The organism is Mycolicibacterium aromaticivorans JS19b1 = JCM 16368, assembly GCF_000559085.1.
Lineage (GTDB): Bacteria > Actinomycetota > Actinomycetes > Mycobacteriales > Mycobacteriaceae > Mycobacterium > Mycobacterium aromaticivorans.
In genome coordinates, this window is record NZ_JALN02000001.1 from 5412258 (window position 1) to 5438958 (window position 26701).

25 protein-coding genes are annotated in these 26701 nt (G+C 65.3%); 18 read left to right on the forward strand and 7 right to left on the reverse strand.

Annotation, left to right across the window (positions count from 1 at the left end; genetic code table 11):
* The first annotated feature begins 4 nt into the window (after positions 1 to 4).
* Complete coding sequence (locus Y900_RS25910) at positions 5 to 991, forward strand: Dabb family protein (RefSeq protein WP_081845246.1); 987 nt, start codon at positions 5 to 7, stop codon at positions 989 to 991.
* Between the two features lie 14 nt (positions 992 to 1005).
* Here the strand turns inward: Y900_RS25910 and Y900_RS25915 are convergent, their stop codons facing one another.
* Complete coding sequence (locus Y900_RS25915; protein WP_036345296.1) at positions 1006 to 1893, reverse strand: SDR family NAD(P)-dependent oxidoreductase; 888 nt, start codon at positions 1891 to 1893, stop codon at positions 1006 to 1008.
* Positions 1890 to 3815, reverse strand: coding sequence for a flavin-containing monooxygenase (locus Y900_RS25920; RefSeq protein ID WP_036345298.1), 1926 nt, complete (start codon positions 3813 to 3815; stop codon positions 1890 to 1892). The genes Y900_RS25915 and Y900_RS25920 overlap by 4 nt, the downstream gene beginning before the upstream one ends.
* A 101-nt stretch (positions 3816 to 3916) precedes the next feature.
* On the opposite strand from Y900_RS25920, the gene Y900_RS25925 reads away from it, so the two are divergent.
* From Y900_RS25925 to Y900_RS25985, 13 genes are all read left to right on the forward strand, one after another.
* Positions 3917 to 5524: an acyl-CoA synthetase gene (locus Y900_RS25925; protein WP_036345300.1), complete on the forward strand. Its 1608-nt coding sequence runs from the start codon at positions 3917 to 3919 to the stop codon at positions 5522 to 5524.
* On the forward strand, positions 5517 to 6623 hold the full coding sequence (locus Y900_RS25930) for a zinc-binding dehydrogenase (RefSeq protein WP_036345303.1): 1107 nt from the start codon (positions 5517 to 5519) through the stop codon (positions 6621 to 6623). Before Y900_RS25925 ends, Y900_RS25930 begins: the two co-directional genes overlap by 8 nt.
* 26 nt (positions 6624 to 6649) lie before the next feature.
* Positions 6650 to 8074, forward strand: a complete 1425-nt coding sequence (locus Y900_RS25935) for an aldehyde dehydrogenase family protein (RefSeq protein ID WP_036345304.1) — start codon at positions 6650 to 6652, stop codon at positions 8072 to 8074.
* Entirely contained in the window at positions 8071 to 8847 is a 777-nt protein-coding gene (locus Y900_RS25940) for a crotonase/enoyl-CoA hydratase family protein (protein ID WP_036345305.1), read from the forward strand. The genes Y900_RS25935 and Y900_RS25940 overlap by 4 nt, the downstream gene beginning before the upstream one ends.
* Positions 8844 to 9998 carry an acyl-CoA dehydrogenase family protein gene (locus Y900_RS25945; protein WP_036347846.1) on the forward strand — a complete coding sequence of 385 codons (1155 nt, stop codon included), beginning with the start codon at positions 8844 to 8846 and terminating at the stop codon, positions 9996 to 9998. The genes Y900_RS25940 and Y900_RS25945 overlap by 4 nt, the downstream gene beginning before the upstream one ends.
* Positions 9995 to 11059 (forward strand): acyl-CoA dehydrogenase family protein, encoded by a 1065-nt coding sequence (locus tag Y900_RS25950; RefSeq protein WP_036345306.1) that lies wholly within the window; start codon positions 9995 to 9997, stop codon positions 11057 to 11059. The genes Y900_RS25945 and Y900_RS25950 overlap by 4 nt, the downstream gene beginning before the upstream one ends.
* A gap of 73 nt (positions 11060 to 11132) precedes the next feature.
* Positions 11133 to 11618: a hypothetical protein gene (locus Y900_RS25955; protein WP_036345307.1), complete on the forward strand. Its 486-nt coding sequence runs from the start codon at positions 11133 to 11135 to the stop codon at positions 11616 to 11618.
* On the forward strand, positions 11615 to 12478 hold the full coding sequence (locus Y900_RS25960; protein WP_036345308.1) for an SDR family NAD(P)-dependent oxidoreductase: 864 nt from the start codon (positions 11615 to 11617) through the stop codon (positions 12476 to 12478). The genes Y900_RS25955 and Y900_RS25960 overlap by 4 nt, the downstream gene beginning before the upstream one ends.
* 64 nt (positions 12479 to 12542) lie before the next feature.
* Positions 12543 to 13481 carry an alpha/beta hydrolase gene (locus Y900_RS31865; RefSeq protein WP_109751267.1) on the forward strand — a complete coding sequence of 313 codons (939 nt, stop codon included), beginning with the start codon at positions 12543 to 12545 and terminating at the stop codon, positions 13479 to 13481.
* Between the two features lie 22 nt (positions 13482 to 13503).
* Complete coding sequence (locus Y900_RS31870; protein ID WP_036345310.1) at positions 13504 to 14580, forward strand: hypothetical protein; 1077 nt, start codon at positions 13504 to 13506, stop codon at positions 14578 to 14580.
* 35 nt (positions 14581 to 14615) lie between these two features.
* Positions 14616 to 15398: an SDR family NAD(P)-dependent oxidoreductase gene (locus Y900_RS25975; RefSeq protein WP_036345311.1), complete on the forward strand. Its 783-nt coding sequence runs from the start codon at positions 14616 to 14618 to the stop codon at positions 15396 to 15398.
* A 19-nt stretch (positions 15399 to 15417) separates the two neighbouring features.
* Positions 15418 to 15861, forward strand: coding sequence for a nuclear transport factor 2 family protein (locus Y900_RS25980; RefSeq protein WP_036345312.1), 444 nt, complete (start codon positions 15418 to 15420; stop codon positions 15859 to 15861).
* 219 nt (positions 15862 to 16080) lie between these two features.
* Positions 16081 to 18144: a hypothetical protein gene (locus tag Y900_RS25985; protein WP_051660275.1), complete on the forward strand. Its 2064-nt coding sequence runs from the start codon at positions 16081 to 16083 to the stop codon at positions 18142 to 18144.
* A gap of 53 nt (positions 18145 to 18197) precedes the next feature.
* On the opposite strand, the gene Y900_RS25990 is transcribed toward Y900_RS25985, so the two are convergent.
* A complete protein-coding gene (locus Y900_RS25990; RefSeq protein WP_036345313.1) occupies positions 18198 to 19130 on the reverse strand; it encodes a hypothetical protein in 933 nt (310 codons plus the stop codon).
* Between the two features lie 197 nt (positions 19131 to 19327).
* Here Y900_RS25990 and Y900_RS25995 point away from each other — a divergent pair, with 197 nt between their 5' ends.
* Positions 19328 to 19981: a TetR/AcrR family transcriptional regulator gene (locus Y900_RS25995; RefSeq protein WP_051660276.1), complete on the forward strand. Its 654-nt coding sequence runs from the start codon at positions 19328 to 19330 to the stop codon at positions 19979 to 19981.
* On the opposite strand, the gene Y900_RS33175 is transcribed toward Y900_RS25995, so the two are convergent.
* A complete protein-coding gene (locus Y900_RS33175; protein ID WP_081845363.1) occupies positions 19917 to 20195 on the reverse strand; it encodes a ferredoxin in 279 nt (92 codons plus the stop codon). The two genes, Y900_RS25995 and Y900_RS33175, sit on opposite strands and share 65 nt — an antisense overlap.
* Positions 20195 to 21343, reverse strand: coding sequence for a 3-ketosteroid-9-alpha-monooxygenase, oxygenase component (locus tag Y900_RS26000; RefSeq protein WP_036345314.1), 1149 nt, complete (start codon positions 21341 to 21343; stop codon positions 20195 to 20197). Before Y900_RS26000 ends, Y900_RS33175 begins: the two co-directional genes overlap by 1 nt.
* Before the next feature lie 138 nt (positions 21344 to 21481).
* On the opposite strand from Y900_RS26000, the gene Y900_RS26005 reads away from it, so the two are divergent.
* Positions 21482 to 23188, forward strand: a complete 1707-nt coding sequence (locus Y900_RS26005; RefSeq protein ID WP_192827547.1) for a 3-ketosteroid-delta-1-dehydrogenase — start codon at positions 21482 to 21484, stop codon at positions 23186 to 23188.
* Here Y900_RS26005 and Y900_RS26010 read toward each other — a convergent pair.
* A complete protein-coding gene (locus tag Y900_RS26010) occupies positions 23185 to 23823 on the reverse strand; it encodes a PadR family transcriptional regulator (protein WP_036347853.1) in 639 nt (212 codons plus the stop codon). The genes Y900_RS26005 and Y900_RS26010 overlap by 4 nt on opposite strands.
* 115 nt (positions 23824 to 23938) lie before the next feature.
* Here Y900_RS26010 and Y900_RS26015 point away from each other — a divergent pair, with 115 nt between their 5' ends.
* Both Y900_RS26015 and Y900_RS26020 read left to right on the forward strand, forming a co-directional pair.
* A complete protein-coding gene (locus Y900_RS26015; protein ID WP_051660277.1) occupies positions 23939 to 24544 on the forward strand; it encodes a PaaI family thioesterase in 606 nt (201 codons plus the stop codon).
* 75 nt (positions 24545 to 24619) lie between these two features.
* Positions 24620 to 26179, forward strand: a complete 1560-nt coding sequence (locus Y900_RS26020) for an FAD-binding protein (protein ID WP_036345315.1) — start codon at positions 24620 to 24622, stop codon at positions 26177 to 26179.
* Here Y900_RS26020 and Y900_RS26025 read toward each other — a convergent pair.
* A complete protein-coding gene (locus Y900_RS26025) occupies positions 26166 to 26681 on the reverse strand; it encodes an Rv2253/PknI dimerization domain-containing protein (RefSeq protein ID WP_051660278.1) in 516 nt (171 codons plus the stop codon). The two genes, Y900_RS26020 and Y900_RS26025, sit on opposite strands and share 14 nt — an antisense overlap.
* Between the last annotated feature and the right edge of the window lie 20 nt (positions 26682 to 26701).

The following is a 26701-nucleotide window of genomic DNA, read 5'->3' on the forward strand; positions in this document are numbered from 1 at the left end:
GACCATGGCCGAGGTGTTCATCATCGACCGCGTGGTCACCGCCCCGGGTTGCGCACAGACTTTCATCGACTCCTACCTGTCCGGCTACGCCCCCGGCGCCACGGACCGCGGCATGGAGTTGCGCGATGTACTCGTGAGTCCACCGATCCTCTTCGACGACCGACCCAACGTCGTCACGATCACCTGGTCATTGCCCAGCCCCCAAGCGTGGTGGCAGATGACCTGGCGGGCTCGGCCCGATCCTACGGTCGCTCGCTGGTGGGAGGGTGTCGCAGAGCTCGTGGTCGAGCGCAGCCGCAGCGTGGCGACGCGAAGCCAGGATATCGATGGCGCCGAGACCTCGGCGCCGATGCCCGCCCCGCGTGATGGAAGCCCGACGGTGGGGGTCACTCGGTTGGTGGATGTGGTCGAACCGGAGCGCCCACGGGTTCTGAGTGCCTTGCGGAAGGCAGCCGAAGCCGGCGGGCCACTGCGGGCCGTGGTCGAACCAACTGAGTCGGGGTCACGCAACGGCGGCGACATCCTGGTGCATCTTCGGTTCGCGGACCTGAATGCCTGGGCCCGAAGCAATTTCGATAATGCCCTCCGCGATCCGGCAATCACCAACGTCAACGGTGTGACATATCGGGGAACTCCCCGGCATCGCGGCGCCGGCACGGTGTACCGAGCGTTGTTGCTCCGTGTGCCACCCGAGGTTCCGGCGGAGCAGGTCAGCGCATTCGAGCAAGAACTGGCGATGATGCCCACATATGTGTCGACGATCCGGGCATGGCAACTGAGCCGAGTCGACGAGGCGATCGGGACCACCAGCTGGACTCACGTCTTCGAGCAGGAGTTCACCGATGTGGACGGGTTGATGGGGCCCTATCTGATGCACCCCGTCCACTGGGCCGTGGTGGATCGCTGGTTCGATCCGGAGACGACCGACATGATCGTCCGAGACCGCGTGTGTCACAGCTTCTGCCGAACCGACGGCCCCGTACTGAGCTAAGGCCCGGCAGCTTGTCAGATCCCGGCGGACACGATATTCGGGTTCGCCGTCGCCGGTGGTTCCAGCGGCGGCAACGCGGTGACCCCGTCCAGCGAATGCACCGGAAGATGTTGCGACCACGGGTAATGCAAGCTGAAGGCCACCAGACCCGTGCGCTGCTCGGCAGGTAGGTGGCACATCGCCAAGACGGTCTCGGCAAGGTATTCGACCGGCTCGGTGGGGAAACTGTCCGGAATCAGCGACGCCGCACCGGGAGTGCGCACCGCCGTGGACGGGCCAACGCAGTTCACCGCGATATTGGCGTCGAGCAATTCGGCCGCGACGCCCTGGGTGAACCGGTGTAGCGCCGCCTTGCAGGACGCGTAGATCACGTCGCCCGCGGTCTTGTTGTAGTCGCGGTACGGCCGAACCGGTGCCACTCCGGTAACTGAGCCGATGTTTACGATCCACCCTGCCCCCTGCCGACGCATATGGGGCACTGCGGCTTTCGTCAACACGAACGGTGTTCTCAGGTAATGCTCGACGGTCCGATCGAACGTCTCCAGGGACATGTCTTCGACCACTGAATAGTCGGCGAACCCCGCATTGTTGACCACGATGTCGATACGGCCGGCGCGGTCCACCACCGCATCCACCAGCCGGTCACGCGCTGCGGAATCCTCCAGGTCGGCGGCGAGACCGAAAGCTTTCCCGCCCGCCTCTTCGATGAGTGCGAGTGTCTCCTCGATGGTGCCGGGTAGAGCCTCGGCGTGCCCGGACCGCAGCGAGGGCGACGGCGTGTAGGCCCGGGCGGTGACCGCGACGGTCGCGCCTTCAGCGGCAAGGCGCTGGGCGATCGCCCGCCCGATCCCTCGACTGCTTCCGGTCACCAACGCCGTCTTGCCGGCAAGGATCTGACTCATTGCAGCACGAAATCCTCTTCGACGGGAGCGCGGTGCTGCTGCCACAAGTCGACCAGTCGATACGGGGTGGCGACGACGACGCGACCCGATTCCGACCGGTAGTACGTGTGGGCGTTCGGGGTGTGACACCACACGGTGCGTTGCATCGCCTGGTCGATACCGGCGACGTACTCCTCGAACGCTTTCTCGGTCACCTCGATCGTCGTCGCGCCGCGTAAGGCCATGAGCTGCAGGCACTCCAGGATGTAGTGAGCGAGGACCTCCATGGAGAAGTTGGCGCCCGCTCCGTGCCCTGGGCTGTAGTTGGGGGCCGAGGTGATGAACAGATTCGGGAATCCCGGCACGGTTCCGCCTCGGTAGGCACGCGGACTGTCCCCCCACTCCCCCGCCAACGTCTTGCCGCCGCGGCCGCGGATGTCGACGGTGGACAAGAAGTCGAGATGGTAGCCGGTGGCATAGATGATGACGTCGAGGTCGATCTGGCGGCCGTCGGCCGTCACGATCCCGCCGGCGTTCACCTCGGCGGGTTCACTGGCTTCGACGTCGACATGCTCGCGGGTCAGCGCGGCGTAATAGCCACCGGGGTCGCGAATGATGCGCTTGCCGTAGGGCGCGAAGTCCGGGGTGACCTTGCCGGCCAATTCCGTTCCGGCCCCGAACATGCGCTCGATGTAGTCCAGACACATCTGCAGCAACACGTCGTTGGCCGGGGAGATCGACAGGTGCGTCTGCGACCACTCGGGATCCTGCAGGATGATCGGATAGTTGTTGTCTGCTGTGCCCCAGTACGACTTGAGCCGGTGCCACATGGCGTAGAACGGCAGCACCCGGCCCAGATAGCGCCGGTGCTCGGGCACCTCATCGGAGAGGCGCTTGCGGGGTGCCACCCAGTGCGGCTGCCGTTGAAAGACGGTGAGGTGTTCGACTTGGTCGACACAGGCGTCGACGATCTGCACGGCGGTGCACCCGGCCCCGATGACCGCCACCTTCTTCCCGGCGAGGTCGAGGGTGGGGTCCCATAGCGCTGAGTGAATGCTGGTTCCGGAGAACGTGTCTCGCCCCTTGATGTCCGGGAATCGGGGCCGGTTGAGGTACCCGGCCGCGGTGACGACGACGCTGGCATAGTCGACAGTTCGGACGCCGTCGGCGGCGCGTGCGTGGATCTGCCACTGTTGCCGTTGCTCGTCCCACCACAGCGCTTCTACTTCGGTACCGAATCGGATGTGGCGGCGCAGCTCGTGTTTGTCGGCCAGGGCCACCAGATAATCCTGGTATTCGGCACCTTCCGGGTAGTAGTTCGACCAGTCCGGGTTCACTTCCCGCGACAGCGAGTAGTACGCCGACGGCGTGTCCACGCCGATGCCCGGGTAGGTCGTGGTCAGCCACGTGCCACCGACCTCGTTGTTGCGGTCGTAGATCTGGAAGTGCACGCCCTCTTCGGCCGCCGCGAGCGCGACCGCGATACCGGCGATGCCGGCACCGATGATCGCCATCGTCGTTGTCGAGGGAATCGGCGTGGTGCGGGGCAGCGTGGGTTGCGAGGGCCGAAAACCACCTTGCTCGAGGAGCAGATCCACCTGCTCGTCGTCGACACTGCTGCCCAGCGCGATCGGCAACAGGGCGGCGAACAGCGCACGATCGTCCGCGGCGATCGCGCCCACCGGCCGGGGGCGACCGAGCGCTGCGATGATCTCGTCGGCCAGCGCGTCCGCGGTGGCCGGATCGGTGGTTCCTGCCCGCTCCGGCGGGTCCGGGACGTGGTCGATCTTGCCGGCGTACCGGTCCACGACCGATGCGTCACCGGTCATCTGGGCGAGCACCGCAACCAGAACGCCGGGGTCGGCCTGACGCAGATGCGCGCGCAGGACAGCCGGATCCGGTGCGCTGTCTGCCGATGACGACGATTCAGTGGTAACGGTCATGCCTCGAGTATCGGACGGCGGCGCCACCCGCCATGCCCGCGTGTCTACTGAGCGGGAGACCAACCACCATTTCCGCCGTCGACCTGCCTACCCTGCGGCTCATGCACTCTGACGACCTCGCCACGGTCATCGCCCGTGCCCGCAGCCACAGCCTGGCCGACATCCCGCGGCGGTCGGCACGCAAGCAGCCGGACAAGACCGCCATCATCGATGGTGACGTGGTGCTCAGCTTCGCCGAGTTCGACCACCTGGTGGACCGAGCCGCCGCAGCGTTCCACGACAACGGCTTGCGCCCGGGCGATCGCGTTGCGCTGTTGGCGCGCAATTGCTGGCAGTACGCCGTGCTCGCGTTCGCCACCGCCCGCGCCGGCGTGGTTCTCGTACCGATCAATTTCATGCTGACCGCCGAAGAGGTCGCCTACATCCTCGGGCACAGCAATGCCTCCGCCTTCATCGTCGAGACCGCCCTGGTGCCCGTCGCCGAGCGGGCGATGGCGATCAGCCGGACGGTGACCACAAAGGTTGCGCTGACACCCGACAGACAGGCCCCGCCTGCCGGTTGGCCGGACTTCGCCGACTGGCTGACCACGACCAGCCCGGCACCCGATGTCCGCATCGATGACGATCAACTGCTGCGCGTGATGTACACCAGCGGCACCGAGTCACGGCCCAAAGGGGTCATGCACAGCAGCCGCAGCTTGATGTGGCAGTACATCAGCACCATCGTGGCCGGCTCCATGTCCGGCGATGACGTCGAAGTCCACTCCCTGCCGCTGTATCACTGTGCTCAGTTGGACAATTTCCTGGCCACCGACATCTATCTCGGTGCCACCAGCATCATCGTTCCTCGACCGGATCCCGAACTGGTGTTACGCGCCATCGAGCGCCATGGCGTCACCAATTACTTTGCGCCGCCCACTGTCTGGATCAGTCTGCTGCGCAGCCCGGTGTTCGACGAGGTGGACCTGTCGAGTCTGCGGAAAGGCTATTACGGAGCGTCACCGATGCCCACCGAGATCCTGTACGAGATGAGACAGCGGCTGCCCAACCTCCGATTGTGGAACTTCTACGGCCAGACCGAGATGGCTCCCCTGGCCTCCGCGCTGGGACCCGACGAGCAGGATGCACATGCCGGGGCAGCCGGACGGCCGGTCGTCAATGTCGAAACCGCCATCCTCGACGAGGCGGACAACCCCGTCGCGGCCGGAACCGTGGGCGAAATCGCCCACCGCAGCCCACATTTGATGCTCGGCTACCTCGATGCCGAGGAAACCACAGCCCAAGCCTTCTCCGGCGGCTGGTTCCACTCGGGGGATCTGGGTTTCTACGACGAGCACGGGCTCCTCCACGTCGTGGACCGCAAGAAAGAAATGATCAAGACCGGGGGCGAGAACGTCGCCAGCCGTGAGGTCGAAGAAGTTCTCTACCGGCACAGCGGGATCGAAGAAGCGGCCGTGTTCGGCATTCCGCACCCGGTCTGGGTGGAGGCCGTGGTCGCCGCGGTGGTCGCTCGCGTCGGAGCCGATCCGTCGGAAGCCGAGATCCTGAGTCATTGCCGCGACCACCTCGCCGGGTTCAAGACCCCCAAGCAGGTGTTCTTCGTCGACTCTCTGCCGAAGAACCCGAGCGGGAAACTACTCAAACGCGATCTGCGCCAGCGGTTCAGCGTCGATCACTCCGAAATCGAAAGGGATTCCCCACGTGTATGAGGGCCGCATCGCGCGCTTTGACGAACCCGGCAAGCCGTTCGAAATCCAGACCGTCAGCCTCCCTGAGGTAGGCCCGGGAGAGATCCTGGTCCGAGTTCTGCGCGCGAACATCTGTGGGTCCGACGTCCACGCCTGGCACGGCACGTTCGCGACGCGAGGGCTCGGCGGCCAGCTGCCGACCGTTCTCGGTCATGAAATGGTGGGCTCCGTCGCCGCGCTGGGCTCGGGGGTCTCGGCCGATTCCAACGGCAAACCACTGGGTGAGGGCGCCCGAGTGGTGTTCCCCTACTTCTTCTGCTGTCACACCTGCCGGAATTGCCTGGCCGGCCGACGAAACGCGTGCCTGAACCTGAAGATGGCCATGCTGGGCCGTGCTGACGAGCCGCCCTATTTCGTCGGCGGCTACGGTGACTACTATCTGCTGCCGGCCGGCGCGGTTGTCTACATTGTTCCCGACAGCGTGGGTGACGATATCGCCGCGGGCGCGAATTGCGCTCTGTCGCAGGTGATGTACGGACTGGAACGCGTCGACCTGCAGCTGGGCGAACACGTCGTGGTCCAAGGCGCAGGAGCCTTGGGACTCTATGCGATCGCCGTGGCCAAAGCGCGCGGCGCCGCAAACGTCATCGCAATCGACGGCGTGTCAGAGCGACTCGAACTCGCAACAGCGTTCGGCGCCGACACCGTGCTCGACCTCAACGAGATCAGCACTCCGAAAGATCGCGCGAAAGCGGTGCGTGGGCTGACCGGCGGCCACGGCGCCGATGTGGTGGTCGAAGTCGTGGGACACCCCTCCGCCATCGAGGAGGGTCTGCAGATGCTCGGACAGTTCGGCCGCTATGTCGAGATCGGCAACATCAACGTCGGCCGGACGTTCGCTTTCGATCCTTCGCGCTTCGTGTTCTCCAACAAGACCATGGTCGGGGTGTCACTGTATGACCCGGCAGTGCTGTCCCGCGCCTTGACGTTCCTCGACCACCATCAGCACTCGCTGCCATTCGAGCGGCTCGCCGCGGCCTCCTACCCGCTCGACGACATCAACGATGCGTTCGCCGCTGCCGACGGTAAGCGGGACATCCGGGCCAGCTTGATTCCCTGACCATCACGACCGGAGGAGAATTCGTTTTGCCTACCTACGAGCACCCCACGCTGTTCATCGACGGCCGCTGGGTTAACCCGGCCGGCAGCGGGGTGATCGATGTGATCGATCCCGCTACCGAGAAGGTGATCGGTCACGTGCCCAACGGTTCGGCCGCCGACGTCGACGCCGCGGTTCACGCAGCGCGAGGCGCATTCGATCCGCTGATCAGCGTGGACGAACGTCGCGATCGACTCCACCTTGTGATCGACGCGATGGAGAAACGTCTGCCCGACATCGCCCACCTCATCACCGCGGAGATGGGCGCCCCGGTGCGCATCGCTGAGACGGTTCAGACCCAGGTTCCGTTGGCGGTGGCCAAGGGATTCGCCGACGCACTGGACGGCTTCGCCTTCGAGGAGCGCATCGGCAATTCCCTGGTGCTGCGGGAACCGTACGGGGTTGTCGGTGCCATCACACCGTGGAACTACCCGCTGTACCAGGTGGTCGCCAAGGTCCTGCCCGCCATCGCCGCGGGCTGCACCGTCGTGCTCAAGCCCAGCAACGACGCGCCCCTGTCGGTGTTCGCGTTCGTCGAAGCGTGCGAAGAGGCCGGGCTGCCGCCCGGCGTCATCAATATCGTGTCGGGCCCGGGCCAGGTCATCGGTGAGCGCTTGGCCTCTCACCCCGATGTCGACTTCGTGTCCTTCACCGGGTCCACCGGTGTCGGGTCGCGCGTCGGAGAATTGGCCGGTCAATCGATCAAGAAGGTCGCGCTCGAGCTGGGGGGCAAATCGGCCAATGTGATCCTCGACGGCGCGGACCTGGCCACCGCCGTGAAGGTCGGGGTCGGCAATGCGTTTCTCAACGGAGGCCAGACCTGCATGGCCTGGACCCGGATGCTGGTGCCACAGCGGCATTATGGGGAGGCGCTGGATCAGATCGAGGCTGCCGTCGCCCGTTACACCGTAGGCGACCCCTGGGATCCCGCCACCCGCATCGGTCCGTCGGCCTCGCGGTCGCAGTTCAACACCGTGCGCGGTTTCATCGAGCGGGCCGCCCGCGAAGGCGCCCGATTGGTGACCGGCGGCGCAGAGCCGGTTCGGGACAGGGGATTCTTCCTAGCTCCAACAGTTTTCGCCGACGTCGACCCGGAATCCGAGCTCGGCCAGGAAGAGGTGTTCGGCCCCGTACTGGCGGTCATCCCCTACACCGACGCCGACGATGCGCTGCGCATCGCCAACGGAACTCCCTACGGACTGTCGGGCGCGGTGTGGGCCGCCGACGACGAGACCGCGATCGCCTTCGCCCGCCGGGTTCAGACCGGCCAACTCGATATCAATGGCGGGCCCTACAACCCGGCTGCACCGTTCGGCGGTTACAAGAAATCCGGCATCGGACGCGAACTGGGACGGTTCGGGCTCGAGGAATTCCTGCAGACGAAATCCCTTCAACTCAGGGCGGGCGCATGACGTCACCGCTGGACGTCACCACGCAAGGCACAGTTCAGGTCTGGACCATCACCTTGCCGGAGGTCGGCAACGCCATCACCGATCCGGCTGTCATCGCCGCGTTCGAGCAGGCTGTCGATGCGGCGAACCGCGACACTGCGGTGTGTGCGATCGTGCTGACCGGCGCAGGGAAAATCTTCTCCGCCGGCGGCAATGTCAAGGACATGGCCGACGGCCGTGGCATGTTCGGCTTGGACGCGATCGATCAACGCCGCGCCTATATCGACGGTATTCAACGCATCCCTCGGGCGCTCGGCCGTCTCGAAGTGCCGCTCATCGCGGCGGTCAACGGTGCGGCCATCGGGGCCGGCTGCGACCTGGCGATGATGTGCGACATTCGGATCGCCTCCGAACGCGCATCGTTCGCCGAGAGCTTTGTCCAGCTGGGCTTGATCCCCGGCGACGGCGGCACGTGGTTCCTGCCGCGTGCCGTCGGGTACGCCAGGGCCGCCGAATTGACCTTCACCGGCGACCGGATCGATGCGAGCACGGCACTCGAATGGGGTTTGGTCAGCCGCGTCGTGCCACATGATGACCTGCTCACCGAAGCACGGGCGCTGGCCGAACGCATCGCGGTGAACCCTCCTCATGCCCTGCGGATGGCCAAACGCCTTCTGCAGGAATCCATCTCCGGATCGCTGGAATCCACCCTGGCAATGGCCGCGGCAATGCAGCCGTTGGCCCACCACGACTCCGAGCACCAGCGCCGGATCGCGAAGTGGAGGACGACATGACAACTGCGATGCCCCGGTTGGTACCACCGGTCCGCAACGACGCCACCTCGGACGCGCTACGGGCGCAAGTGCGGGCTTTCCTGGCCGACCAGCTCGCCGCCGGCGCGTTCCGACCGTCCATCGACTCATGGTTGTGCGGATGGGATGAAGGCTTCACGTCGACATTGGCCAAGCGCGGCTGGCTGGGCATGACCGTCCCCCGGCACTACGGCGGTCACGGGCGCTCTTTTCACGAGCGATTCGTCGTCACCGAGGAATTGCTGGCCGCGGGCGCCCCCGTTGCGGCTCATTGGATCGCCGATCGACAGATTGTGCCGTCGTTGCTCAAATACGGCACAGAGCACCAAAAGTCGCACCTCCTGCCACGCATCGTCGCCGGCGAGTGCTTCTTCGCGATCGGGATGAGCGAACCGGATTCTGGATCCGACCTCGCCAGCGTGCGCACCCGCGCCACCCGGGTGGACGGCGGCTGGTCGTTGACCGGCACCAAGGTCTGGACGTCCGGAGCTCACCGCGCGCATGCGTTCATCGTGCTGGCCCGCACCACCGCCGCGGACCCTGCGCACCGCCACGCCGGACTGAGCCAATTCATCGTCGACTTGCACGGTCCTGGGATTGACGTTCGTCCTATCGTCTCGATGAACGGCGGCCATCACTTCAACGAGGTCATCCTCTCCGACGTTTTCGTCCCCGACGCGATGGTCTTCGGTGAGATCGGGCAAGGCTGGACTCAGGTCACCTCGGAGCTGAGTTTCGAACGCAGCGGCCCCGAACGCTTCCTGTCGACCTTTCCCCTCCTGGCGCACGCGGCGGACACCACCGGCGCGCCGCGCGGAACCGGTGATCGCGAACTCGGTCGACTGGTGGCTCGCATCGCCGGGCTTCACCACATGTCGACGGCAGTGGCAGGCGCGCTGCAGCGCGGGGAGAGCTGCGATGTGGCCGCTTCCGTCGTCAAGGTGTTGGGCACGACCGTCGAAGGTGACATCGCAGACTTCGCCGACCTCGAAACCGATTGCGATGCACAGCAATCCGGCGAATGGGTGCAACTGGTAGCCGACGCCGTCGACCAGCGCCCCGGCTTCACCTTGCGCGGCGGAACCAACGAAGTGTTACGTGGCGTGATCGCACGCGGATTGGGCATTCGATGACCACAACCCACCTCTCGGTACACGCGGCCCCGGCGGTCGACCCGGACCTGGTCGCCATGATGGACGCCGTCTTCGCCGACCACCGACGCAGCGGACCCGCGCATCCACCGGGCGGACGCGCCGCCCTTGACCGCACTCTGTGGCACCGTCTGGAATCCCTCGGATTGGCGCGGCTCACCGGATCAGAGCAGTCGGGCGGCAGTGGGGCGGGCTGGCATGAAGCGGCCGCGCTGCTGACTGCCGCTGTACGCCATGGGATTCGCACTCCCGTCGGCGAACACGACTTGTTGGCATGCTGGTTGCTGGAGGCCCTCGGCCGGCCAGTCGGCGACGCCGTCCGCACAGTGCACCTCCCGGGAGGCGACGTCGAGCGGAATGCACCCGTTCCGTGGGCTGCCGAGGCCGATCGGATCGTGGTGGTGTGGTGGACCGGTGACGAGTATCGCCTTGCCGACGTCGAGCGCGCCACGCTGTCGATCACCGAAGGTGCCAATCTGATCGGTGAGCCTCGTGACACGGTCCGCGCGGACTTCGCAGCGACCGCCGGAGAGCCGATCAGTGACGCGCTGGTGAGGCGGTTGAAGCACAGGGCGGCGCTGATGAGGTCGATCCAGGTGTGCGCGGCGCTCGAACGCGCCGCGGAGCTGTCCATCGAGCACGTCTGCGCCCGGGTGCAATTCGGCCGCCCGCTCGCCAAGTTCCAGGCGATCCAGAATCTCATCTCGGATGCCGCTGCCGAGGCGGCGCTCGCCCGCGCCGCCACCGAGGCGGCACTCGACGTGGCCGTCGCAACAGAATGGGACTCGGCGAACCTCGACTTCCTCATCGCCACTGCGCGTTCCTGCGCCGGCCATGCGGCGTCGGTGGTCTCCCGCAACGCCCACCAGGTGCACGGTGCGATCGGCACGACCCGGGAACATCGATTGCACGAATTCACCCGTGCGGCGCTGGCGTGGCGGTCCGAATACGGGTCGGTGCGCCACTGGGACGAGCAGATCGCGGCCGCGGCAACCGCTGCGGGAGCCGAGGGATTGTGGGGCCTGATCGCCGATAGTCGCTGACCCGGCCCCGGGTGTTCCACTCAACGGTCATCACCGGTGTAACTGGCGCCACATCCGGGGTTGACTCCTCGTCATGAGCAACGAGATCGCCTTGTCCGAGGTCCAGGAGTTCATCGCGGGTTTCTGGTATCACTACGACCAGGGCCACTTCACCGAGGTGGACGCCCGTATCGGCGACGAGATGCAGTACCTGAGCCGTTCGGATTCCGGGAACTGCCCATTCGAGCATCTCCTCGCCGCCGACCTTCACGGCGGCGAGGAAACCCGCGCCTGGCTCACCGAGCACCGTAACGAGAACCCGTACCCCTGCCGCCACCACGCGACCAACATCTTCCGCACCGGTGTCGACGGTGATGTGACCTCGGTCCGGTTCTATCTGTTCGTCAACCAGATCACCAACAACGTTCCGTTCGCCGTATCCAGTGGCGTCGTCGACGCCGGCATCCGCCGGGCGAGCGACGGCCTCGTGTTCACCTCGATGACGGTGGTCCTCGACGCCGAGGATTCCGTGCCGCTCGCGCAGCACACCGCCAACGCCTCCGCCAGCACCCCCGCGTGAGCGCACGCGAAACCTTCGGCGGCGGAGTCGCCGTCATCACCGGCGCCGGAGCGGGGATCGGTGCGGGCTTGGCTCGTCAGGCCAGCCGGCTGGGCATGACTGTGGTCCTGGCCGACGTCGACGCCGCAGCAGTGGCGGCGCTCCGCGAAGAACTCACCGCGGCAGGCGGTTCCGCGGTCGAGGCGGTCTGCGACGTGCGCGACGCCAACGCGGTCGAAGAGTTGGCCGAGACTGTCTACCGCGATATCGGCGATGTGCGCCTGCTGGTCAACAACGCCGGTGTGGAACAGTTCGGCTACCTGTGGGACACCCCCGTGGCCAACTGGCAGCGCGTCGTCGACATCAACATCAGCGGTGTTTTCTACGGAGTTCGGGCGTTTCTACCCAGGATGATGGCCACCGACGCGCCGGCATGGGTGTGGAATCTGTCCTCGATCGGCGGCGTCGCAGTGGTTCCGCTGCAGGCGCCCTACATCATGAGCAAGCATGCCGTGCTGGCGCTGACCGAGTGCCTGCACCTCGAGGTCAAGTCCGCCGGGCACGATCACCATGTGCATGTGCAGGCGGTCCTGCCAGGTGCGGTGGTTTCCAACATCTTCGAGTCCGCAGGCGGCGTGAACTCTGGTGACGCCGGTGCCGCCGAGGCCCAGCGAACCGCCATGCTGGACATCAAAGCCGAGGCCATGGATCCGATCGCGGCCGCCGAAGTGGTGTTCGAACAAGCCGCCGAGGGCCGGTTCTACCTGCTCACTCAGCCTGATTACGTCGGGTCGGCGATGGCGGAGCGGGCCCGCGTCTTGACCAGCCAGGAGCCGCCCCGGTTACGTACCGAACGCCGATTCGACCCCGCGCAGAACTGACGTGCTCCCCCAACTTGACCCGGACGCCGCAGACCGCGTCGCTTCTCTCGGCGAGCTCCCCCCGATGCGTATCCGGGGTCTGGCCGCAGTGCGGGCCGGCCTGGAATCGGCACCGCTGCCCGATATGTCGCCGATGGCGGGCATCGACGATCTGGCGGCTTCGGGCCCGGCGGGGCCGATCCCGCTGCGGCTCTACCGGCCCACCACCGAACCCTTCCCACCCGTGCTCGTCTACCTCCACGGCGGCGGGCTGGTGATGGGAAGCAATCACTCGTTCGAACCCCTGGCACGCGCGCTGGCCCACGCCAGCGGCGCCGCGGTGGTATCGGTCGACTACCGACTGGCACCGGAGGCGCCACCACCGGCCCAATTCGACGACGCGTACGCCGCCACCGAATGGGTTGCGACACAATCCGATTCCCTCGGTCTCGACGCAGGCCGACTCGCGGTGGTCGGCGACAGTGCGGGCGGATCGCTGGCTGCCGCTGTCGCATTGGCGGCGCGGGATCACGGCGGACCCGACATCGCCGCACAAGTGCTGCTCTATCCGGGCCTGGACCGGGACATGGGTGCGACGTCGATCACCTCGATGCCGGATGCACCGATGCTGCGCCACGACGACATCCTGTACATGCACGAACTGGTCGACCAGGGAGCTGGGGTGCCGCGGGATCCCTACCAAATCCCGGCCTATGCACAGGATCTGCGCAACCTGCCGGCCGCCATCGTGGTTACCGGGGAGTGTGACCCGATCCGGGATTGGGGCGAACGGTACGCATTGCGGCTGCGTGATGCCGGCGTGCAGACGACGCTCACTCGCTACCCGGGCGTGTACCACGGCTTCCTGATGCGGTCCGATGCCACCGCGCGGGGCCGCCTGGCGATCGCGGAGATCGGTGCCTTGCTGCGCGCGAAATTCCGCCATCTCGGCACCGAAAGCGGACCTCCCGATCAACGGACGATCGCCGGATCGTCCAACTCGACACCCACCACAATCGAATGACTCAGCACCGAAGGAGATCATCATGCTGACTGATGAGCAGCGTCAGGAACTGTCCGACATCCTGCGTCCGGTGGCCCCGCCGCGGGAGATCGCCGACATCTACACCCCTGATCAACGGCGGCGATTGCTCGATGTCGTGCACAGCCAGGGGCCGTGGAAGCTCATCATCGCCCAGCACTTCGCCTCCGCCGACGAACTGATGGCCACCATGAGCGGCGCGTTCCCCGAGGGTTTCACGCCCTCGCTGGACCTGTTCCTGACGCCGACCTTCCGCGGATACCTCGCCAACTACGGGACCGTCCTCTACCCCGAGTTGCACGACTGCTTCTACAACGCCGACTTCATCGGGCACGCCAAGAACTACTGGAACGCGCAATACGCCAAGCCGGAGATGATGCTGTTCAACATCAACGGCCCCTGCGCCAACCGCGACCCCGGCCACCTGGATTCGCCGAGCTTCCGCGGCGTGCGTCACGAGAATGCGCCGACCTGGTTGTGCAGCGTGATGGGCAAGTCCGGGCTGTTCACCGACTACCTGATCAAGATGGCCCAGGTCATCACCTGGTTCTCCCTCGACGAAGGATCCGGGTTCACCTACTGGCCCGACGGCCCGCTCAAGGCTCCCGCCCGCGTCCTGCCCCCGATCAACAACCGCGGGGTGGTCGTGCAGAACGAGATGATGGTGCATCGGGGGGAAGCCAATGGCCCACTGGACCAACAGGTTCCGGCCGGATTGGCATTCGACACCGTCTTCGCCGGCGACCCCGCCGACCGCGATCAATGGCTGTTGAAGAACGGCGACGATGTCATCGCCCGCCACCACACCGACGAACTGAGGTTCCTCGTGCATTGGTCGGCCGAAGTGTTCTCCGACTTTGACGAACTGAAAAAGAACATGGATGGGACCGACGACATCACGATCGAACGCGCGATCGGCATGATGGTCGACGACCTCAAAGGCAAGGGCATCGCACTCGATGTGCCGAGCGAGCCGTTGCACGATCCGCAGTTCATCGCGGCCCTCAACTCCGCTTACGACCTCGGCGGACCGACGAGCTACCCCGACGAGGCGCCCATCAGCGCATTCCAATTCGCCTGAGTAGTAAAGGGCCTAAGCAGCAAAAGGACAGTGAGATGCAACGGTTCTCAGACCGGCGCGCGATCGTGACCGGCGCCGGCTCGGGTATCGGCGCCGCGACCGTGGCCCGCCTGCTCGACGAGGGCGCAGCGGTCGCCGCGTTCGATATCTCCGCGGCCGGCCTGGCGGCAACCACCGCCGCCGCCGAGGAAGCCGGAACAGCCAAGCGCCTCACCACGGCCGTCGTGGACATATCGCTCGAGGATGAGGTCATCGCTGCGGTGGACACGGCGGTGACAGAGATGGGCGGACTCGAGGCGTTGATCAACGTCGCTGCCGTTCAGAGTTGTTCGCATACCCACGAAACCAGCTTGGACGAGTGGAACCGCACACTGGCGGTCAACCTCACCGGAACGTTCCTCATGACCCGGCAAGCGCTGCCCGCGCTGCTGAAGTCGGGCCATGGCGTCGTCGTGAACTTCACCTCCACCGCCGCGACCTTCGCCCACCCGTACATGGCGGCATACGCGGCGAGCAAGGGCGGGATACTCAGCTTCACGCACTCGCTGGCGTTGGAATACGCGAAACAGGGTTTGCGCGCGGTCAACATCCAACCGGGCGGTGTATCCACGGCGTTGGCCAACAGCACCTTGGACAAGATGCCCGAAGGGTACGACCTCGGCCTATGGACCAAACAGACTCCGCTTCTTCACGGCAAAGACAACGAAATCCTGGGCGATCCAAGCGCGGTCGCGTCTGTGGTCGCTATGGTTGCCTCTGATGACGGCGCCTTCATCACCGGCACCGAAATCCGTCTCGACGGCGGCGCGCACGCCTAGCTGAGGGAGGACCGCAGGCATGGATTCAGATGCTCTGACGCTCCTGCTCGACGAACGTGCCATCGAACGCGCGCTGATCCTCTTCGCGCGGGCAATGGACGAACGCGACTGGTCGACGATGGCCGCGATTCTCACTCACGACGCGTTCGGCGACTTCGGCACCGGCCCGCTGGCGGGAAGCGCGGCGATCATTGAGTTGATTCGCAGCTATCTCGACAATTGCGGCCCCACTCAACATCTGCTGGGCAATGTCATCGTCGAGGTAGACGGCGACACCGCTACCAGCCTCGCCTACGTCCGCGACATCCATCTCAATTCGACCGCCGATCCGGCGGTTCGTTTTTATACGCTCGGCGACTACCACGACACTTGGCGTCGAACCCGCGACGGCAGTTGGCGCATGTCCCAACGGATCAAAGCCAACCGCGGCTACGTCGGACCCCTGGAGATTTTCGGCAACTGACCGCCGAACGCAATCGCCGGACCATCCTGTGTGTCCTTATGCGTGAGCTGTGACTTGATGAGAGACGTGCGGCGAGGTTGGCGCGCGGGGCAGCGCTGCGTAGATTTTAGTTGTGCTTAGTAAACCTGGCGGGCTGGAGCCGGCGAGCATCTAAGCATTGACAATCGCGTGGTCGGGAGCGACGCAACCACGGCCATCGGTCGTTGTCAGGAGGCCCCCATGACGACTCTGAGTCCCCCACCGATCCACGAGAACATTCTGCAGTTCAGCGAGCCGGAGCACGAACCACCCTCGCGCAGGCGCTGGGTCTTGCCACGCTCGCGGCGCGCAAAGGCGGCAGTCGCAGGCGGGCTGTCGGCGGTGCTGGTGGCCGGAGTGCTTGGCGCGACGTACGAAACATCGCCGGGCGGCGCGCTGTGGGGCGTCGAGAAGTCGGTATTTCCCGAACACTCCCAAGATGTAGCGCTGACCGCCGTCGTCAGCGATCTCAAGCAGGCCCAAGACATCCTCGCCAGCGGACAGCAACCCACACCCGATCAGCTGACCGACGCACGCAATTCGCTCAATCAAGCCAAGCAGAACTTGGACTACTTGTCGGCATCACCGCAGCGGACCAGCCTTCAAAACCTGTATTTACAACTGACACAGGAACTTCAGCAGTACACCCCCGATTCGGCACAAGAACTTCCTCCGCTGCCTGTGCCAACTGCCACACCGTTGGCCACCGCCCCGGACGATCCCTCGCAGACACCGGACGTGGCGTTGATGAACGCGAGCGCGCCCAGCTGGGGGTACCCGATCACTGATGAGTCGGGGACCCTGCCGCCGCCCGGTGTTCCGGATGCTCCGCTGGCAGACTGGCCGCAGCCTTACGCCCCACCCCTGACGCCGAACCTGGGCGACCTCGGGTATTACGACCCGTCGTGGGACCAGCTCTACGGTTACGACGCAGGCGATTGGTACAACTATGACCTCGGCGGCTATAACCGCTACGGCTACGACTTCCTTGGCTTCGACAGGTGGGGGTACGACCGATGGGGCTATGACCGATGGGGCTATGACCACTGGGGGTACAACTGGGCGGGTTACAACTGGGCCGGCTACGACCGCGACGGTTGGGACCGGGACGGGCGTAACGACTGGGGCCAGCGCCGGGATCACGCCGGTGACCCGCGAAACCAGGACTGGTACAACGGCCACCATCCCTACGAGCAGTACTACCAGTGGCGATTCCGGGGCAACGACCCGGTGTACCGCCGCACCCAGTGGGACCAGGCTCACGGCGTAAACCGCAATCTGTACCAGGACTGGAACCTGAACCGCGACTGGCACAATCCGCGAAACCGTGACTGGGCGCCGATTCCCGGACCGCGCCCGGTCACCGACGTCGACATTCACGCCTCGGCCCCGGTGGTCAACTTGAATGCCTCTCTGACACAGTTCATTTCCACGAGCAAGGCGACCGATGCACGGCCTCTGATGAAGGACCTTGCGGACAAGTCCGCTCGTGATTTCGCCGGCGAACTCAACCCGCGGGTCACCATCCCGATCGATGCACGGCACGTGCAGACGCTCGACGAGCTCCGCGGATCGTCCGACGCAGCCCATCAACCATCAGCGGCACCACCGGCTTTGACGGAACCCGCCCCGGCCGTAGCACCCTCGAAGGTGTCCCCCGGGTTCAACACACCCAAGCTTTCGCCTGTACCCGCCTACACACCACCGAAAGCCGCCCGGCCTCAGGGCAAGCCCGAGCTCGCGCCGGCCGATGCGCCCCGCGGACCAGATCGCGACCAATCTTCAGGCCCGCCGGCCGCGATACCGCCGAAGGCTGACACTCCCGATCCGGTCGTGGCGCCGCCCGCCCATTCGACACCGACCACTCGGCCCGACCCGGTGGCGGCTCCTGCCCTGCAAGATGCCACTCCACGCCGAGCCGACGCCGTGCCGCAGGCGCCCGAATCAGGCCGACAGGACCCTCCAGCCGCACCTGTTCAACAAGAGCCGCGACAGCGCGCAGCTCCGGAACAACCCGCGCGCGACACGCCCGCACCCAGCGTCCAGGCTTCGAAGGCCAACGCTCCCGCACCCAAGTCCGAGGCTCCTCAGGACCCCCCGATCCGTCAGGTACCCGTTCACCAGGCTCCTGCCCGGGCACCCGAGCCGGCTCCGGAGCAACCGTCCCGACAGGCGCCGGTCGCACCCGACGCACACCCTCCGGTGCAGCCCTCCGCTCCGGAGCAGCGCCAGGCGGCCAAGTGCGCACTGCCTGCGATGTGCTGAGCCGAGCCGGCGGGCATGCATGTCAGATCAGCACGAAAGTATTGCCTGCCGCCTCATTTCGACACCGTCACGTCCATGAGCGGAATGCGCTGCATGGCAGTTGCGCGCGGATCCGGCGCGGCTGCGGCCGCGGCATGGTTTTCTTCACCGCGGGTGTAGGTCCACACACAGAATGGTTCGCCCTTCGCGAATTTGAAATCCTTAGGCGGAAGATTGATCGCCAGATTGCAGCCCGGGAAAAACGGTGCAGAGATGCGCTGCTCGAAGGTGCAGTTCATCCACGCCCGCGCCGGCGGGTAGAGGCCCTCGTCGGTGTACTTCTGCAGGACTTCGCAGCGGCGCATGTTCAGCACCACATGGTCCGGGTTGTAGACGATGTACTCGCCGCCGTATCCGAGGGTGCCGTCGATACTCAAGACCGCCAGCTTGAGGAAGTCCACGACATGGACGGGCTCGATCTTGAAGACCTTCGCCAGCTTCGGGTACTGGTAGTCGATGATCAGTTGGTACATGTCCGGCAGACCCAACCAAACTTCTTCTTCGGGGATGATTTTCGTCCACTGGTCGATGAAGTAGTTGTGTCCCTTGAGGTACTGGTCCCAATACGTCTTGATGAGCCGAATCAATGCTGGCTTGGTCAGGTCCTCGGTCTGCACGTCGAATGGAATAGCCTGGTACTGAGCGTCTTTCCAATCCCAACCCGGCGGGGCGATGAACCGGCCCATCGGCATGACCTGTCGCATTCCTGCTCTCGACACCGCGGCCGCGACATCCATGGCCGCGTTGATGCCCACCTTCTCTGAGTAGATCTTCACGTGCGCGTACGGCATGAAGTTCAAGACGTCTTCGAACACGCGGGCCAAGCCGACGAGGAAGTCGCGCGAGAAGTCCTGGATGTTGCCAACTTTGCCCATGAAGTCATGGGTGTAGTCGTCGTAGTTCAGATCATCGGCTGTGGTGCCGGGTTCTGCGGCAGCGGTTGACACTGGATCCTCCTAGGAGCATTCGACTCAGGGCTGAGTCAGATTCAGCCTGTGTGGCAGAATCTGACAGGTACGCTATCGACGGTGTAACGCGCGTCACCGCGCGATTCCCGGTCAGCGGGAGACCCGCGGCGAGGAGCAAAGCGCACGGGTTCACCGGGATTACGATGACCAGGCTGGTCACATAAGGGGACGACAGGATGGCATTGACCGGTAAGCCGGCCACACTGACGGAGCGGCGCGCCGAGGAGTTGCGGCTCGAAGTCGCCGTGGCGGCCCGGGACATCTTCCTCGCCGACGGATCCTTCTCGGCGACCGTGGAGCGAATCTGTGAGGTCGTCGGCATCGCGCCTCGGACGTTTCACCGCCACTTTCCTGTCAAAGAAGACGTCATCCTGCCGCTGTTCGGCAAGTTCGGCAGTCTGAGCATTCGCACGCTGGCCGAGGCAGAATCAGCCTTCGACCCCGTCGAGGTATTGGTTCGCGCCTTCGGCAGCGAAATCCCCAAGCGCGGTCAATTCGAAGTCGACCGCGCGTTTATGGCGTTGGTGCTCAGCGACCCGCAGTATCGACTGCGTTGGCTGGATTGGGGCCAAGACCTCGCCACGCCGATCACCGATTTCCTCGACGCGCGGTTCGACCTCGGCACCGATTCGTTTTCACGAGAGTTGCCTGCCCAATTGGTAATTCAGGCATGCAGGCATGCTTACGTGCACTGGGTTGACGATGGCGATTTCGCCCGCCTTCAATCCGCGCTGCGAATCGGGATGGAGATGATCATCGGATCGATCAGAGGGCGGTGTCGAGAACGGGAACAGTCCCCGCTTTCACGGCATCGACGATCGAACCACTGAGGGCCGAGCACGCCAGGAAGAGACCGCCCCTTCCGTTTGCCGCCAATTGCGATGCGCTGCAGCGCTCTTCACATCGACCCAAAGCCGACGCGGTCCACTGCACACTGGTCTGATTCCAGCTACTCTTTCGGACCTCAACGCCGGCGCCACAACGCACACACGTCACCGGAACCATCGGCGAGTCGCCGAGGCGAACATCTGGGCGGACCGTCATCATCCCCCCACTGACCCGGATGCCGCCTTCTGGGTGGCCAGGTTGGCCTCCACTTCCTTCATCCACGCCGCGGTGGGTTGTGTGGTGTCGAGCTCGAACTCGAAGCGGTCCACCATATCCGGTGTGACATCGGCGACGTCGACATAGAACTGCTCGTACCACCGCCGCAGCTGGTATACCGGACCGTCCTCTTCCACCAGCAGCGGATTGTCGATCCGGGTCTTGTTGCGCCAGATCTCGACATCCTGCTCGAAGCCCATCTTCACGAAGTCCCCGAGGCCGATCGCCGTCTGCATGGCAAGGTCGTCAGGCAGCTCGGCCGATTTCTTGACGATGATGCCGTATTGCAGGACAAAGGAATTCGCGTCGATCGGATAGTGGCAATTGATCAGAACCGTGTGATGGTCGACATTGGTGTAGTGGTAGGTCAAGTCGTCGATCATGAACGACGGGCCGTGGTAGGACGCGACCGACGTCGTCCCCAACATCTGGGTTTCGCCGGGCTCCCCGATATCGGGACGGCCGCCACTGTTCATGTACTGCGTCGCGACCTGGCCCTCGAAGATGTTCTTGAAATGGGTCGGCAGCGATCCGTGGATGTAGAAGAAATGCGCCATGTCCACGACGTTGTCGATGATCTCCCGGCAGTTCGTGTTCACCACGGTGGTGTACCAATGCCAATCGGTCCAGTCGTCGCTACCGGCGCCCTCGATGCGAGGGATCGTCACATCTGCCGGCGGCGCTTTCCGCTCCGGGTCATTCCAGACGAACAGCATGCCGTCCTGCTGCAAGGTGGGCCATGAGGCGGTGCGCGCCAACCGCGGGGTGCGCTTGCTGTAGGGCACCGACTTGCACCGACCGTCGCCTCCCCAGCGCCAGTCGTGGAACGGGCAGGCGATCTCGTTGCCCTTGACCGTTCCCTGGGACAGATCACCACCCATATGCCGGCAATAGCCGTCGAGAACGTTGATGGCACCGTCCTGGCTGCGGAACACCACAAGCTTCTGGCCGAACGCGTTGATCTGGTGCGGCTTCCCGTCTGCAAAGTCGCGGATCAGACCCAGGCAATGCCATCCCCGGGCAAATCGGGTGGGTACCGATCCGGCCTCGATCAAGCGAACGTCGTCGGCCTCGGCATGCGTCGTCATCTGCGTCCGTCCTTCATCGATGGATCCGCGGGCTGATGTCCCCATTCAACGTGGCAGAAACGCCGTGCGAACGTCTGCGTTCCGCTCAAAGGGAGGCGGGATTCAGAATTTCCCCGCGCAGACCTATCGTCGACAATTGTGATCCCCACCAGCCACAACACCGTCCCCACCGGGTTGACCATCGCCGACACCGAGGTAGACCTTCTGGTGGTGGGGTCGGGCACCGGGCTCGCCGCCGCCCTGGCCGCCCACGAGCGGGGATTGTCGGTTCTCGTCGTGGAGAAGTCTTCGCGCGTCGGCGGCTCGACTGCACGATCCGGTGGGGCGCTCTGGCTGCCCGCCAGCCCGGTGATCGCGGAATGCGGCGGCGTCGACACAGCGAGCCGGGCCCAGACGTACCTCGACTCGGTGGTAGCCGACTCGGCACCCCAGGAGCGCTCGGCGGCGTACGTGAAAAACCTGCCGGCAACGGTGGACATGCTTCGCCGCACAACTCCGATGAAGCTGTTCTGGGCCAAGGAATACTCCGACTACCACCCGGAAGCGCCGGGTGGGTCAGCTGCCGGACGAACGTGCGAGTGCCGCCCACTCGACACCGCGATTCTCGGCGAATATCTGCCTGACCTCCGTCCGGGAATCATGGAGGTCAGCATTCCGATGCCGACCACCGGTGCGGACTACCGCTGGATGAACCTCATGAGCCGGGTACCCCGCAAGGGGCTGCCCACCATTCTCAAGCGGCTCGCGCAGGGAGTCGGTGGGCTCGCCCTCGGCAGGCGCTACGCAGCCGGGGGCCAGGCCTTGGCGGCCGGCCTGTTCGCGGGTGCGATCCGTGCCGGAGTTCCGATCTGGCTCAGCACCGCACTGAAAGAGTTGATGACCGATGGCGGCCGGGTCACCGGCGCCGTCCTCGAACACTCCGGGCACAGCGTTACCGTCACCGCGCGCCGCGGCGTGGTCCTCGCCGCGGGGGGATTCGATCACAGCATGGACATGCGGTGGAAGTTCCAATCCGAGTCTCTCGGCCGAAATCTCAGTCTCGGTGCGGAATCCAATACCGGTGACGCGATCCGCATCGGCCAGGACGTGGGCGCCGACATCTCGCTGATGGATCAATCATGGTGGTTCCCTGCGGTCGCCCCCCTGCCGGACGCGGCCCCGGCGGTCATGTTGGCCGAGCGGTCGCTGCCCGGGTCGTTCATCGTCGACCAGAACGGCCGCCGGTTCGCCAACGAGTCCGCCGACTACATGAGCTTCGGTCAACGTGTCCTGCAGCTGGAAGCCGCCGGGACCCCGGTGGAAAGCATGTGGATCGTCTTCGATCAGCAATACCGCAACAGCTACGTGTTCGCTGCCGAGCTATTCCCCCGGATGCCGATTCCTCAGGCCTGGTATGACGCCGGAATCGCTATTCGCGCAGACAATTTCAGCGATCTCGCCACAAAGATGGGGGTGCCCGTCGACGACTTCTCCGCGACGGTGACCCGCTTCAACGAGAATGCGTTCGCCGGCGAGGATCCCGACTTCGAGCGCGGCCGCAGCGCATACGACCGGTACTACGGTGACCCCACGATCACCCCGAACCCAAATCTGCGGCCGCTGGTGAAGGGACCGTTCTACGCGGTGAGAATGGTGCTGAGCGATCTGGGGACCTGCGGCGGCCTACGCGCCGACGACCGAGCCCGGGTGCTTCGCGAGGACGGAACCGTCATCGATGGCTTGTACGCGATCGGCAACACGGCGGCCAACGCATTCGGCAGCACCTATCCCGGCGCGGGTGCGACGATCGCCCAAGGCCTCGTATACGGCTATATCGCCGCCCTGGACGCGGCGGGGAGGACCTAGGCGTCTTCGGCGTCGGCTTTCCGTTCGATCTCGTACCAATAGGCCGGATCTGGCCACGGAATCTTGCCGCCCTCGCCGACTTTCGGGAAGTTGGCCTCGGCTTCGTCGAGATCTTTGATCAGTCTCAAGGTCAGTTCCCGCTCCGACTCGTAATAACGATCGGCCCAGTCCAGCGCGATCTTGGCGTACGCCCACGAGGGATCCGCGGCAGCCCATCGAGCTTCCTTGGCGGCGTCGCGCTGCATCCTGTCGATGTAGGCGATGTGCTCTTGCAGCATCTGTTTGAGCGACGCCGGATCGGACAAGTGGCCCAGGGTCACTCGCAGGATCGCGGGGTGCTTCAGGGACGGCGGCTCGAGTGGGGCTTCCCGCGCCCACCGAGTGACCGCTTCCATGCCGGCCTCGGTGATCTTGTACAGGCGGCGGTTCCGCGTGCCTGCGCCGTCCACCCGGGACGTGAGCAGACCCACCTTCTCGAGCTTCTTGAGTTCTGAATAGATCTGGCTGAACGCTGGGCTGCCGTAGTAGTAGCGCATGCTCCAGTCGATCCACTTGCGGATGTCGTAACCCGACAGCTCCGTCTCGTATGACAGCATCCCGAGCAATGCCCAGCCGGTCGCGGACAGCGACGGCATGGCGCCGGATTCGGGCTCGGTCACCCGCTGAGGGTATCAACCCAGGTCACCGGAGTGCGGTTTGCCGACCGCTGGTCGGGATGCCGCATTGCGCGGCACCCGCGCCGGCCGAAAAATGGTCGGGGTGGCCGGACCGCACGACGATGACGCGGCAGAGGTGCTGTACGCGTCGCTGACGGACTCCGTGCGCAGACTCGTCGATGCCACCATCCGCAGCCAAGCCGATTTCGACGGAGTCGCGTCGGCGAAGGCGAAGATCGACGCCGCCGCGGACGAACTCAGCAGTAGCGTGATTCCCGGATCGTTCGGGGTCCAACTGGATGCATCCGGGAACCCCCGGGCGTGGGGCAACGCGGTCATCGGACTGCGCAACGCGTTGGCGCCGCCGCTCGTCGTACACCGGGAATCCGACGGCAGGGTCTGGGCAGAGGTGACGCTGGGGGCGGCTTACGAGGGACCACCCGGGCACGTGCACGGCGGCATCTGCGCCTTGCTGCTCGATCACGTGCTCGGGGCGACTGCGCACAAACCCGGCAGGCCGGCCGTCACCGGAACGCTCACGCTGCGCTACGAGTCGGGGACACGGCTGGGACCTGTTCGGGCCGAGGCGCACGTCGACCGGATCGCGGGTGTGAAGACCTACGCGGTCGGGCACCTGTCGACGGCCGACGGGATCACAGTGCGCGCGGAAGCGGTCTTCATTCATCCGCGGACAGCGTGACCCCGCTCAGCGGGAGTGGTTGTTGCCTCCCGCACGGGCACCGATCACAGTGGGTGCTAGCGACAAAGGAGGCCGATGACTGCGCACGACACCCAGTTCGATGAGACCGTCGACGTCATTGTGGCCGGCTCCGGCGGCGGTATCACCGGTGCCTACACCGCTGCCCGCGAAGGGCTGTCGGTAGCGCTGGTGGAGGCGACCGACAAGTTCGGCGGCACCACCGCGTACTCGGGCGGCGGCGGCATGTGGTTCCCGTGCAACCCGGTCCTGCAGCGCGCGGGCAGCGATGACACGATCGAGAAGGCGCTGAACTACTTCCACACCGTGATCGGTGACCGCACCCCGCGAGAACTGCAGGAGACCTACATCCGCCGAGGACCCGGTCTTGTCGAATACCTGGAAGCCGACGACAATTTCGTCTTCAGCGTGCTGCCGTGGCCGGACTACTACGGGTCGGTACCGGACTCCCGCAGCGACGGTTTGCGCCACATCGTGGCGGCCCCCGTCCGCGGTGAGAAACTCGGCCCCTACGCAGGTTCCGTGCGCGGGCCACTGGACCATGACCGCCTCGGCGCACCGGCTCCGGACAAACTCTTCGGCGGACGGGCGCTGATCGGCCGGTTCCTCGCCGCGTTGGCCGGCTATCCCGACGCGGTGTTGTACCGCAACACCCAACTGACCGATCTGATCACCGACGACGGCCGGGTGATCGGGGCGGTGGTGCACCGTGATGGCCAGCAGGTGCGGATCGGCGCCCGGCGCGGAGTGCTCTTGGCCGCAGGCGGATTCGAGCACAATCCCGAGCTGCGACGGACGTACGGGGTGCCCGGCGAAGCCCGCGACACGATGGGCGGACCGGGCAGCACCGGTGCGGCGTTGCAGGCCGCGATCCGGATCGGCGCGGCCACCGATCTGATGGACCAGGCGTGGTGGTCACCGGGGCTCACCCACCCGGACGGTCGCTCGGCGTTCGCGCTGTGGTTCACCGGTGGCATCTTCGTCAATCAAGCCGGACAGCGGTTCGTCAACGAGTCCGCGGCGTACGACCGCATCGGCAGACAGATCATCACCGAGATGCAGGCCGGCCGCCTCGACATCCCGTTCTGGATGGTCTACGACAACCGCGAGGGCGAGGTCCCGCCGGTGAAGGCGACCAACGTCTCGATGGTCGACACCGACAGCTATCGGGCCGCCGGATTATGGCGCAGCGCAGACACTTTGGCCGAACTGGCCGACTTGATCGGACTTCCCGCCGATGCTCTGGAAGACACGGTCGCCCGGTACAACGCGATGGTCGCCGCAGGTGCCGACACCGACTTCGGTCGCGGCGACGAGGCGTACGACCGGGCCTTCTCCGGCGGCGAATCGCCCATGGTCGCAATCGACACACCCCCGTTTCACGCGGCAGCATTCGGACTGTCCGATCTCGGGACCAAGGGCGGGCTGCGCACGGATGCCAGGGCGCGGGTCCTCGACGAATCCGGCGAGCCCATCCCCGGCCTGTACGCAGCGGGCAACACCATGGCCGCCGTCAGCGGAACCACCTATCCCGGCGGCGGGAATCCGATCGGCGCGTCGATGTTGTTCAGCTATCTGGCCGCTCTCGACATGGCCGGTGACGTCAGGTCAGCTTGATCAACTTGAACGGCATGTTGATGAACAGCGCGAGGCTACGGCCGCACGCCCCCGGCTGACCGGTGGTCGAATCCTGACCCACCAACATGTTGGACGTGGGATCGGTCTGATCACCGCCCGGTGTGGATCCGTGGAATCGGATCACCTGTAACCCCGGCTCACTGGTGCCATCCTGACATGGCATCCAGTCCTCGATGACACGCTTGACCCGCCAGTCCCCGCCGGTCTGATAGATCGGAGCCGTCCAACCGGCGTCGCTGCTCACCGTGCCGGTGCACTCGGTGGGATAACTGCATGTGGAGTTGATCGTCCAGATACTGCGGACGCTGCGCTCGTCGTGGAACACGTCGTTGCTGGTAGCCCATTCACCGTTGGACGTCGCCTGGAATGTGCCGTTGAGCGCCCACTTTTCGTTGGCGCTCGCGGCGGCCGGATTCAGGAGGCCGCCGAGCACCGCAGCGGTCAGCGCCGTGACGCCGATCAGCGTTCGTGACCTTCGCATGTGGCTTCTCCCCTCACCTG